The sequence below is a fragment of the Acinetobacter nematophilus genome (assembly GCF_026344175.1).
GTDB lineage: Bacteria > Pseudomonadota > Gammaproteobacteria > Pseudomonadales > Moraxellaceae > Acinetobacter > Acinetobacter nematophilus.
In genome coordinates, this window is sequence record NZ_JAPKMY010000004.1 from 285982 (window position 1) to 298490 (window position 12509).

Consider the following 12509-nt stretch of genomic DNA (forward strand, 5'->3'; position numbering starts at 1 on the left):
GAAATGGCTTTAATGATTACTGACAAGTGTATCAATTGTGATATGTGTGTTGCAGAATGCCCCAATCAGGCAATTTTTGAAGGTCAAAATATTTATGAAATCGATAGCGAACGTTGTACAGAATGTGTTGGATTTTATGATCGCCAAACTTGTGTAGATGTTTGTCCTATTGAATGCATTGTTCAAAATCCTGAGCACATTGAAAGCAAGGCACAACTGTTAAATCGTTTTCACTATCTAAGTTTTTTTGGATAAAAATATTTTCCAAGAAATGCTGATCTTGGAACGTATATTGCTTTACTAATATGTCAGCAAATAACAAGAACAATAAACAACATGGAATCGAGCAGTGGCAGCGCAGCTCATTAATAGGGTAAAACAATAAGACCAAGGAGAAGCTAAAGTGTGTTTGGGGGACACTTTAGCTTTTTCTTATTTAAAGGGTTAATTTCAATTTTATGGACCAACGAATACCTTAATTTATTAATTTTTATGAAAAAATCCCAAGCCTAAATAAAACTTTGAGAAAATTTTTCTTTGCACCAATTTTTCACTTCATACACAACAGAATCAGCATCGGGTGGAGTCAATAGATAATAATTCCAAGCCGGTTCACTATATGCTGAAACGATTTTCATACGCCCCTGTTTTAAGTCATTTGCGATTGCTGTACGACTTAATAATGCCACACCTTGCCCTGACAATACTGCCTGAATTGCATGACTTTCCTGAGTATAAAAAACTTGTGGTTGTCCGGCATGTATCTGTAATCCACGCTTTTCAAACCATTTTTGCCAATTGACCAAATTGGGGCAGTATTCATCTCCCCAAGTAAAGTGAATCAATGGAACAGTCTTCCAATGCATTTCTTGTGTATTTAGTGAGGGATGCCCAACAGCGACATATTCATCGGTGGCCAGTAATTCAGTAGTGACGTGCTGATAGCCTCCCGAACCATAGCGAATTGCCAAATCGTACAGACCGGAATTCATATTGACCAAATCATAGCTCGCATGTACCCGAAACATAATATTGGGAAAGCGGTTTTGTAATTCTGGTAAATATGGAATGATCCACTCACTTGCAAAAGACGGGATCGTTGTAATCGTAAAAAGTCGTTGTTTGTGTTGTTCAAGTTGATGTAAGGCCGATTGAATCTGTTCAAAGCCAGTGCGCACATGTTTCAGCAAATACTCACCTTCTGGGGTCAGCGTTATTGATCTTATGCGTCGTTCAAAAAGCTGTAAATTTAATTGTTGCTCTAACTTTTTGATGCGATGGCTTAAGGCAGTAGGTGTCAAAAAAAGTTGATCCGCCGCTTTTTTAAAGCTCAGTTCTTCTGCGACATATTGAAAAGCCAATAATTGTTCGAGTGCATTATGTAAAGCCATAAGACCATATATATGAATGAATTTAATTCATTTATAACATGTATTTTTATCGTTTGTCGTTTTTTTCGAATTAAATAAAAATCATATTCAATACATTAACAACAGCGTATTAATATGGCGAACATACTGAAAATAGATACCAGTTTAAGAAGTGGTATTTCTGGAACACATCCACATGGTTCTTTAAGTCGACGTTTAACGGCATTATTTATTCAACAGTGGCATGAAAGTGATTCATCTATTGAGGTTAAGTATCGTGATTTGGGACAAAATCCCATACCTTATATTGATGAAGAATGGATCATTTCAGAATTCGGCTATGCAGAATCCGAAGAAAAAGCACAACAACGCTTAAAACTCAGTGATGAACTGATTGAAGAAATACAATGGGCGGATGTAATTGTAATGGGCGTACCCATGTATAACTTTGGACCGCCTGCTCATCTAAAAGCCTATATTGACCACTTGGTACGTATGAATAAAACCTATTCTTTTGATCCCACCAAAACACAACCATACTCAGGCTTGTTAGATGACCAAAAAACGTTGATTATTCTTTCTGCACGAGGCTCACACGACTTTGATTCAGCTGATGCACCTTTTGCCAACCATGTGGAGCCCTCGATCAAAACCGCATTTAATTTTATTGGCATCAGAAAAATTCATGAAATTGCCATTGAACATCAGGAAACTGGCGGCACGTTGCTAGAAAACTCCATACTTGCTGCTGAAGAAAAAACCCGAACACTGGTTAGAAATCTACAGACACAAACACCCCCATAAAGTCATTCAACATCTATGACAAAAAAAGGAATTGAGCTGTTAGCAACTCAATTCCTATCAAGGGTAAAACGATCAGTTGAACAGTTGCAAAATCAAAGCGTTTAAAGACCAGTCTGGTTTTGCAACTCAACAATCTTCAGTCATTATTGACCTGAACGAATAATATAATCAAATGCAGATAACGACGCTTTTGCCCCCTCACCCGCAGCGATGATAATTTGTTTATAAGGTACTGTTGTACAGTCGCCTGCAGCAAAAACACCTTTCACATTGGTTTCATTGCGATCATTCACTACAATTTCATTTCGATTAGAAAGTTCAACAGCGGTTTCTTTTAGGAAATCTGTATTTGGCAATAAACCAATTTGTACGAATATTCCAGCAAGCTCAATGATGTGAAGCTCATCAGTCGCACGATCTTTATATTTCAAGCCTGTCACGACCGAACCATCACCCATCACCTCTGTAGAAAGTGCATTCATGATCACTGTAGTATTTGGCAAGCTATTGAGCTTATCTTGAAGTACTTGGTCAGCACGAAGTTTGGTATCAAACTCAATTAATGTCACATGCTCAACAATACCTGCAAGATCAATCGCGGCTTCCACACCTGAGTTACCACCCCCGATTACAGCAACTTTTTTGCCTTTGAACAATGGACCATCACAATGCGGGCAGTAAGCAACACCACGTGTTTTATACTCTTTCTCGCCTGGTACATTCATTTCTCTCCAACGCGCACCTGTTGATAAGATGACTGTTTTTGATTCAAGTTTTGCACCATTTTCCAACTCAACTTCGACCAAGCCATTGGCTGTTTGATCTGCACCTACAATGTTTTTAACTTTTTGCAAGTTCATGATGTCGACGCCGTACTCACGTACATGAGCTTCCATATCAGCACCAAATTTAGGACCTTGGGTTTTCTGAACTGAAATAAAGTTCTCGATATCCATGGTGTCCATGACCTGACCGCCAAAGCGTTCTGACACAATACCAGTACGAATGCCTTTACGTGCAGCATATACCGCAGACGTTGCACCAGCAGGTCCACCGCCAATCACCAATACATCGAATGCATCTTTGGCATTGAGTTTCTCTGCATCTTTGGCTGCAGCACCACTGTCTAGTTTGGCAATAATTTCTTCTAGAGTCATACGACCTTGACCAATATGTTCACCATTTTGGAAAACCATTGGCACAGCTAAAATTTTGCGCTCTTCAACTTCATCTTGGAAAAATGAACCATCGATCATGGTTGCAGTCGTACCAGGGTTGTTAATGGCAATCAAGTTCAATGCCTGAACAACATCTGGACAGTTGTGACAACTTAAAGAGACGAATACATCAAAGTCTGCAGTCAGGTTTAAGCCTTTGACTTGTGCCAGAACTTCATCAGAAACTTTGGGCGCATAACCAGAAACTTGCAACAAAGCCAAGATCAGTGAAGTAAATTCATGTCCCATAGGCAAGCCAGCAAAGAATACACGTGGTTGCTCACCCACTTTTGCAATACCAAAGCTAGGCTTACGTTCATTTTGACCATCAAAACGTGCTGTCACTTGATCTGAAAGCGCAGCAACTTCAGTCACTAACTCTTTAATTTTATCTGACTTCTCAGAGCCATTTAAAGAAGCAACGATTTCGATCGGGCTTTCGAGACGCTCTAACAAAGTTTTTAATTGAGCAGAAGTATTTGTGTCTAACATGCTAACAATCTCCAAGGGAGTAAATTTATTTCGTTAAATGTATATTACGACTATTTAAAAAATAGATAAAACAGTTTGTTTTCATTAAATCAATCGGTTTTTTAGTTTAACAATAATCCGACTCATTTGCATCACATGTTCCCCTGTTTATTCAGTACAAGTCTTTAACTGTATTGTATATCGGGGCATTCACGATAAAATCAATCAATCAGGACAATTCTTCAAAACTTAAAATTAGATTAATATTCAATAAAAATAATATTTTTGCGACCATGTTTCTACAAAAAACTCTGCTCGGAGACTACACAAAGTTTTAAGCTAAATTGATGGTGTCGTTTCTCCTATTAAGTACAACAACGTGTACTTATTCACAATTTCCAAATATAGATGTGATGAGGTAAAACAATGAAAATAGAGTTTGTGTTCGATATCGTCTACCCAATGAGTTATGTTGCATTTGAAAAACTCAAACAACACTGGAATCAACCAACGGCGAAAAAAATCGAATTATTACCTGTGCAAGTTTTACCTGAAATTCCGGAACAGGGTTTAGATATTTATCAATACCTGACTGAAAAATACGGAACCAAAGAAGCTGATCGTAAACTTGATATGGCAAAATTTGCTGCATATAGTCAAGACTTGACTGTAGATATCGAGCATATGAAACGTATGCCCAATAGTCGCTTGGCGCATCAGGCTATTTTAGCCTTGGATAATGTCTTTGATCAGTTTGCTTTAACCCAGGCTTTATTTCACGCTATTTTTGCGCATGGTAAAGACATTGCCAATCCTGAAATATTAAAACAAGTCATTGAAGGCATGGGACTGGACGGCACTAAAGTTCTACGTTCAATTCAACATAAAGAAGTTGCTGACAAACAAGCTGAAATTACCCAATATGTCCAAAGTTTTGGTAAACATCCAACACCATACTATTTGGTTGACGGTGAAATTTGGGATAAAACTTTTGATACACTTGAACTTAAGGAACTTATTACTCAACGCGCGAAAGATGTAGCCTAGTCAATTCCGATCACACATAAAAAAAGCACTTTGCGTCAAAACAAAAAGTGCTTTTTAGTTGAATGCCCCTGTATGTAACAGATAACACATTAACTTATCCGATGACCAATCCGCTGTAATCGTTTACTCATTCGATATGCAATCAAATAGATGAATAAGCCTGATAACAAACCCATTGCTCCAATTCCCCACAACAGCTTCTCGACGATATTAGACCAAAAATTTGCTCGATTCACTTGAACTTCAACACCTTTGGCAAGTGGAGACAACGCTTGGTTAAATACTTGATGCTGAATCGTCCATAACTGTTCTGGTTTAAATCCATATTCTAAGAATTGAGGGTCGCCTTGCTCTGCTTTGATGAGCTTTTCTGCATAGACTGTTGCAACCACTTGATCCACAGGTTTATGCATTAATGCTGTCTGTGCCAATAAATAGTTTTGTACAGGTTCAGGTAATTCAGATTTGCTGAGATATTGGTAAATATTACTGTGTTGAATATTCTGATCATAATGAACAAAAGCTTTCAGCTCTTTGTCACCTTCATCTTTTAGATCGTATTGTATATAAGTCAAACCTGACCATATCACAATAAAAGCAATTAACCATGCCACACATTTGAGAATAAAAGATTGCAGACGAATCAGGAAAAATTGCAACTTTTTAAGTAATTTAATAACAAAAAATGCACCAATGAAAGAAACGATCAATTTTAAAATTAACCAACCTAACCAAGAGAACGCGTTCATCAGATAATCAGGCTGATAAATTGCGTCTCTTAATTGCTGATCAACCATATAAGGCAGATGCAATTGATGCACATGTTGAGCAACCCCAAACATGTTAAAAACCCATTCCTGCTGAAAAAATAATGAAATCAAACCTGCAACACCAACCGCTGACAAAACTACTGCCGCCGCCGTAAGATTCCACTTACGGCGCTGTAACATCTTTAATCCATGTTCTATTTGCTGAATATCTACAGCATGTTGATTATTTTCAGTCAAGTATTACACCTTTATTCACGACATCAATGGGCACATTTAAAATTGATTCAAGATTTTTGTGCAGTATTGTCCAAAACCAACTGCTGTAAATTCGACTGCAAAGCTTTGATTCGGGTTGAAGCCTCTTCACGCTTTTGCATGCCTTCTTTTTGTATCTGAATCACATCATTTACTGTTTTAATGAGGGTGTTTTGAACATGTTCAAGCGTTTCAATATCAATCACCGAGCGTTGATTGGCTTTGGCGGTATCTACTGAATTTTGATGTAACAAATCCGCATTGCGTTTTAACAACTCATTTGTTGCATCATCAATCGTATTGGCAAGTTGTACGCTGTTGCGTTGTTCATTTAATGATATCGCTAAGCTAATTTGATTTTTCCAAGCAGGCAATGTGATATTTTTAATGGCATAGAATTTATCAACCAACATCATATTATTTGACTGAATGATTCGAATCATCGGCAAAGTTTGCATGGCGGACTGTTGCAGAACCTGTAAATCACTGACTCTTTTTTCTAGATTATTGGCTAAATGGTTGAGATCGTAGACACGCTGATTGGTTTTTTGATCTTGTTCTTGTGCAGATAAAGTCGCAATCTCTTGTTGTACCTCTTGTTGTTTGATTCGTCCGGCAGCAATATAGATACCCAACTGGCGATATTCTTCCTGCACACCATTAAACATACGGTCTAAGGTATCTACACGTGCTTTCAAACCCGTCTGCGAAGTTTCAATTTCTTTAACCAGTGCGTCAATTTGTTCTTTGGTGGTATTAAAATGTTGGTCAAAACTCTGTTTCGCACCTTTAAACTTATTTAAGAGACTGCCGATAAATCCTGAACTTTTCGATTGATTCAAAATACTCGATGTATTGAGCTGCTGCGCAACTTGTACGACTTCATTTAACTTTTGCCCCGTCACATCGAGGTCTTTATTTTTAACCAGATTCAACAATTCATCCGTATAGGACGAAGTTTTAGTTGCAATATTTTTTCCGTACTCTGCAACTGCTGCATGGTTGATATTTGCCAAATCTTTATGCGCATTGACCACCTCATTAAAATCCTCGGTATTTAAACCGATCTCTTTGAGATTCAATTGTTCAAATTTTTGAATTTCCAATGGAGAGTTTGATTCTGCTGTCGTTGACGTCATAGAATCCGCTGATGTTGTTAATGGTTGCTGATTCGAATCGCTCATAGATCTACCCTATTTATTTTCTAATGATTTCTTTAAAGATTGAATTAATTTATCACGACTTTTATCAAGTTCTTCAGTCGTCACCAAAGAATTTTGTGCACTGCTCTGTCTGACATGGTACTGCCATGCAGGAATCAAAACTTGCTGTGCTTCATTAAAGCGGTCCAACAATGTTAAGGAAAGTTGTTGGGTTAACTGCATCTGAGCCAATGCAATATCATTACTGGCTTGTAAAGTCTGCAAGGTGTTGATCTTTTTTAACAAACGTTCTGAAAAATTATCCAAGGGATGACGTTGCTGCACAAATACAGGGTATTCATCTAAAAATTCCTGTGCTGCGCGAATATATTTTGCCATTTGCTCTCTTAAACCATTGGCTTGTTGGAAACGAGATTCTGACTTTTGAATTTCAATTTGCAATCGTTGACTCAGTTGTTTGGCTTCATCAATTAAGCTTTCTAAATCCCGTAAATATTTTACTTGCCCGACGCTAAACTCTAAATCCAAACCTAACCACTTTTGCAAAGCATTAAATTTTCTTTGGTTCAACTTTTTCTTTGATACAGATAACTGTTCAATAATTTGGGCAATAATTTGACTTAACTTTTGTGTCAAATTCGGATCTATACTTTTTAACAATACGGACTGTGCTTGAATCAATTGATCCGCATACAAATTGAGTCGGGTTTGATTATCCAGCAATGGAACAAGGTCATTACGTTTAATTGAAAGCAATTCATCAGCATTACAAGAAATCTGTTCAAGTGGTGTCAGTACAGTAAATTGTTTCATATCAGTTCAAAATGAATAATTTTTCAATGATTTAAGGGCAATCATCAGACTCACCCTGTCTAATTAAAACTTATAATACAAATTCAGCTTAAAGCCTAACTAAATAGCAAAAAATATACAGACAAAAAAACCAGCTTCGAAAAGCTGGTTTTCATACATCTAAATGACTATTTCGCCTGTTTATGCAACTGATAGCGACGATATCCCAGCAATCCGAACAAACCCAATATACTCCACCATCCAAACGCACCACCACCACTGACACGCGGACTGCTTGGTGCAGTGCCTGAGTTTTGCAATTTCACTGTTGCTGAATTCGAAATTTTTCCATCTGCATCATACACATAGTAAGTAAAATTATAACTGAATGGATCAAGTGTACTTCTGAGCTGGATATGCACCTTACCGCTGTAACAGGTATATTTACCGTCATCACCTGGACACGGTCCACTACGGTCTGACGTAATCACCACAGGATCAATGCTGTTTGCAATTCTAATTGGAAGCTCAATTCCTTCTGGATTGACATAGAATTTTGGTTTATTGGGTTTTGCAGTTAAGGCTGCAACATTTCCATCACCATCATCATTGGCATATTGCAGTAAATCAACATCCAATGGTTTGGTTGAACCATATTCGATATTCAATGTTGCATCTTTAGCGATTGGTGCAATATTGGTAAAACTACCAATGATATAAGCTGAAGATTTTATACTTGGATCTGCAATTAATTGTAGTTGATAGCTACAGAATTCATTATCACCTGAAGGTGTCACATTATCATTGATACGCCACAGCATGATTCTCTTCAGATTTGGATTCCATTCACATTTAAAGTTTGGATCTTCTTTGCCTACAAATACCTTTTTATCATTCAATGTGCCTACACCAAGCGCTTTAACGGTTACGCTGTAGTTATCCGTGTTTAAATGTTTGACTACACGCGTATCTTGACCACTTGTATTTTTCGTTACAATCTCAGCAGGTAGATTCGCGGCAAAAGGATCAACAAATATGGTGCGATATTTCTGATCAGATTTGGTGTATTTGATTAAGTTACTGTATGTCTCCGATTGAATTTTATAGAACGGAATAAAATCTTTATTGGTCGCTGGATCTTCCAACAACTTATTATAGTTATCCAGTATGGTTTGATATGACTCCAACATAGTGACCACAGAACTATTGGTTGCACTCAGGTTATTTGCTGTTAAGCGTAAAACCTCAGTTGAGCCGATATCACAAGAGTTGGCAACATCATTTTCACCATTCGAATTTTCCGCAATGACGCGAGTTACACCACGCTGATCTTTACCACTACAGCCTGTATAACCGATATCTACCAAATCTTTGTCTGTGCCTAAATTTTTAGGAAAATACATCGGCATAAACCCAGTAGATTCACTAGGTGGCTCAAGCTCATTTAAGAGAGTTGAGAAGTTAATATTACTAACATCAAAGGTATGGTCTTTGCCGTCTTTCCTCACTTCTTCTGCCACTTCACACTGGTCATTTCCAGCGGACATTGTCAAAGCATTATAGGTGAGTGCAACACCTGATTTTTCAACCTTGCTGACATCACCATCTGCATAACGACAAGACTTGCCAGTATTGTAGGCCAAAATATTGTTACTTAATGCTTTTATTCCATTAAAGCCATATAACAATGTCGACCATGCAGTATTTCTAACGATAGTATTACTGATTAAATTTAAAGCAGCTATATCACTTAAATTCACCTTTCCTTGCGGGGTTGTTTGTGTGAATTGAATAATACTGCCTTGATTTGAATTTGCCACATTGTCAGTAATGGTATTGGCGGTAAATGTAACCGAAGGTTGTCCACAAAAGCTAAACATACTTAGGCTATTTTCAGATCCATTTCTCAGAAAACTTGCGTAGTTAATTCCGATAGTACGTGTTGTAAATCCTAAATTATCTGAACATGTCATCCCAAGTACACTGCCCTGGTCCGCGCTATTCCCGTCGAAAACACCATAATTGATATTGAGTGAACTGGTCACATCATTTAAATAAATCGCACCCCCGACTTTCGCCTTGGAATTCAGGACGGTAACATTATTTAGAGTCAGTGTTCCGCCCGCATAAATTGCTCCACCAACGCTGTAATTACTGTCACCTAAACTTGAACCATCTTTTAAAATTAAATCGTTAAGCACCAGACTCGGCTTATTTTCATAAATGGTATTAAAAATACGTGAAATGCCTTGACCAGAAATTGTGGTTTTAATTGGCGTTGCAGCTGGAAATTGATTGGTCAACACATCAGGACGGGTATAATCACCTGGTTTTTTCCCAACAATTGATACATCTGAATTAGGTCTAAGCTCTTTATTTAACTTATACTCTCCCGCTTCCAATTGGATCACGTTAGGCACTGAAGAATAGATCTGTCCTGCACTACAGCCGCCATAAGCTTTGTGTATAGCAGCAGCATGTAATGCTTCTCTCAAAGAACACTTGTCGGGATTTGTTCCATCTTCATCATCAAAAGTCGTGACATAAATCGTTTTATCTTCTGCCGCCATTAATGACATCGCAGACAATACAACAAGTGTCAGAAATCCCTTTTTATAGTTTTTCATAGCAAATCCCTTACTTATTCTTTAAACGTCGATAGCCTGCTAATCCGAGAAGACCTACGATAGAAAAGAATCCTAGACTTCCGCCTGATGTTTTGACTTTATAATCTTTAAAATCATCAGGTTTTCTCTGTACAACTCGTGCAGGTATAGTGATATAAGGGTTATCCGATTTATTAAAACTTGTTGTGGATGTCACTACACTAATTTTAAATTCATCTGAACCTTGCCAATTCCCATTTGGGGTATAGACCAAATCACCTGCTTGATCAATCACTAAGCTACCCTTAGACGGGGTATTGGTTTGAACTGTTTTGAGGCATCCGATTTGCCATGGTTTACCATGGTCATCAACATCTCGATTGAAGATTTGTTTACATTTTTCAGGGCTAACCAACTCGCCATCCTGCAACTGATCAGCAATCGAAAACCTAGCTTTTTCACCATACAGAATGTCTTGTCCAACAATTGAAATATTACTCGTGTCAATCACCAATTCAATTGAGCCTCGATCACACAATTCAGCATTTATATCTCTATTCTTGCCACGTTGGTCAGTTGCTAAGCATGACAATATTTTATCTTGTGCAGCAGGTCCATGATTAATAATCAACGAGTCTTCTGCTGAATTGTAGCTCGGTAAAATTCTCGGTAAAAAATATCCCAAGGCAATCGTAGGAGACTCTGCAAAAGGACACAAAATACCATTGGTACTATAGTCACATTTACCTTCAGTTGTTGCGCCAGCAATCAGTTGAGCATTCCCCATTGCAGTCGATTTAAACCCAGCACAGCCCGATGAGTAGAGGTTATTACTGATTTGCTCAGCTTCTCCACCTGCCAGCACAGTACAATCTTGTGTACCATTTTGCGCAATAATACTATTGGCAACATAACCTTTCTTCTGTGGTGCATTCACAATCAAGCCCATGCTGTTTAAAATCATGGTGATGTTATTGACTTGCATCGCATCATAGATTTTAACCACATAACCTTTATTGTTAAAAATGGTACTGGTTACAATTCCAAATGGAATCGAGGAACCTATTGCTTTTAATGCATCTTCAGAGAATTGATTTTGTGTTTCAAAATTTGAACTGTTACTGTTACTTGTTTCATTGTCTCGAATCAATGATTGAGAAATGATAAACGAGGGCAATTCAGTATAAATGACACCACCCTCTGCAGCCTTATTGCCTTTCATTAAAGTTTTTGACAATGCCACAGAACTGAGCGCGGTATTTGCAGCATAGATACCTGCATTATAAATTGCACCACCTTGTCGTGCAGACCCGTCTAACAGTTGCCCGTTGCTGATACCCAATGATTCTTTGTTATAAATCAAACCGCCTTGATCTGCACAAATCGACTGTCCGCATCCTTTTAGTGTAATTTCATCAAAAGAAACTTTCAGCATCGCAGGAGGAATGGTTGCATTTGGGTCATTTGCTTTTTCGATTTGAAACAAACGGTCTTTACCGACCATTTTAATGATGGCATTTCGTTTACCAACAATCGACTCATTATCATTGACATTGGTTTGATAGTCAGAACCAAATGCCACATCTTTTAAAATATGAATTTGCTTTGTCAGTGAATATTCTTTGTTTGCCTGCAACATGATTTTTGCTGTTGCATCTTTACCACCGCATCCGTTATAGCCAGCTTCAGGCATCCCCTGATTGACGTATTCAACTGCTTCCCTCAATGAACACTGATCATCAGCTTTTACAATATCATCTGTTGTTGTTACAGTAATATTTGCACTGAATGCATGACCAGTAATACATAATAATCCTAAGCCTATGCCCCGTTTGAGCATTATAGTCTCCTTGATTTCTTTTAATTATTTCTTATTAGCCAGCATAATGCTTTGCTATCAGTCCTTTTTGCGTACTTTGTCACAGCTAATAAAAATTCTCAAGAATTTTTATTTTTACACTGTCGATCACACATCAAATTAAATACAGATCAAAAATTACTATAAAATACAAAT

General features: G+C 37.7%; 10 protein-coding genes. 3 read left to right on the forward strand and 7 right to left on the reverse strand.

Annotated features, from left to right (window positions below; genetic code table 11):
• Nucleotides 1-3 precede the first annotated feature (3 nt).
• Nucleotides 4-255, forward strand: a complete 252-nt coding sequence (locus OSH00_RS10445; protein WP_266130381.1) for a YfhL family 4Fe-4S dicluster ferredoxin — start codon at nucleotides 4-6, stop codon at nucleotides 253-255.
• 254 nt (nucleotides 256-509) lie between these two features.
• On the opposite strand, the gene OSH00_RS10450 is transcribed toward OSH00_RS10445, so the two are convergent.
• The gene (locus OSH00_RS10450; RefSeq protein WP_266130382.1) at nucleotides 510-1391 is read right to left on the reverse strand and encodes a LysR substrate-binding domain-containing protein; all 882 of its coding nucleotides are present in this window, start codon (nucleotides 1389-1391) and stop codon (nucleotides 510-512) included.
• Between the two features lie 114 nt (nucleotides 1392-1505).
• On the opposite strand from OSH00_RS10450, the gene OSH00_RS10455 reads away from it, so the two are divergent.
• A complete protein-coding gene (locus OSH00_RS10455; RefSeq protein WP_266130383.1) occupies nucleotides 1506-2174 on the forward strand; it encodes an FMN-dependent NADH-azoreductase in 669 nt (222 codons plus the stop codon).
• Between the two features lie 143 nt (nucleotides 2175-2317).
• On the opposite strand, the gene ahpF is transcribed toward OSH00_RS10455, so the two are convergent.
• Nucleotides 2318-3883, reverse strand: a complete 1566-nt coding sequence (gene ahpF, locus OSH00_RS10460; protein WP_266130384.1) for an alkyl hydroperoxide reductase subunit F — start codon at nucleotides 3881-3883, stop codon at nucleotides 2318-2320.
• Nucleotides 3884-4288: 405 nt separating this feature from the next.
• On the opposite strand from ahpF, the gene OSH00_RS10465 reads away from it, so the two are divergent.
• Nucleotides 4289-4909, forward strand: a complete 621-nt coding sequence (locus tag OSH00_RS10465; RefSeq protein WP_266130385.1) for a DsbA family oxidoreductase — start codon at nucleotides 4289-4291, stop codon at nucleotides 4907-4909.
• 89 nt (nucleotides 4910-4998) lie between these two features.
• Here OSH00_RS10465 and OSH00_RS10470 read toward each other — a convergent pair whose 3' ends face one another.
• The 5 genes from OSH00_RS10470 to rbtA all read right to left on the reverse strand — a co-directional run bounded on the left by OSH00_RS10470 (nucleotide 4999) and on the right by rbtA (nucleotide 12335).
• Nucleotides 4999-5916 (reverse strand): hypothetical protein, encoded by a 918-nt coding sequence (locus tag OSH00_RS10470; RefSeq protein ID WP_266130386.1) that lies wholly within the window; start codon nucleotides 5914-5916, stop codon nucleotides 4999-5001.
• A 47-nt stretch (nucleotides 5917-5963) separates the two neighbouring features.
• Entirely contained in the window at nucleotides 5964-7073 is a 1110-nt protein-coding gene (locus OSH00_RS10475; protein WP_266130415.1) for a toxic anion resistance protein, read from the reverse strand.
• A gap of 54 nt (nucleotides 7074-7127) precedes the next feature.
• Nucleotides 7128-7910 (reverse strand): tellurium resistance protein, encoded by a 783-nt coding sequence (locus OSH00_RS10480; RefSeq protein WP_266130387.1) that lies wholly within the window; start codon nucleotides 7908-7910, stop codon nucleotides 7128-7130.
• Between the two features lie 167 nt (nucleotides 7911-8077).
• Entirely contained in the window at nucleotides 8078-10516 is a 2439-nt protein-coding gene (locus tag OSH00_RS10485; protein ID WP_266130388.1) for a CSLREA domain-containing protein, read from the reverse strand.
• Nucleotides 10517-10526: 10 nt separating this feature from the next.
• Nucleotides 10527-12335, reverse strand: a complete 1809-nt coding sequence (rbtA, locus tag OSH00_RS10490; protein ID WP_266130389.1) for a rhombotarget A — start codon at nucleotides 12333-12335, stop codon at nucleotides 10527-10529.
• Between the last annotated feature and the right edge of the window lie 174 nt (nucleotides 12336-12509).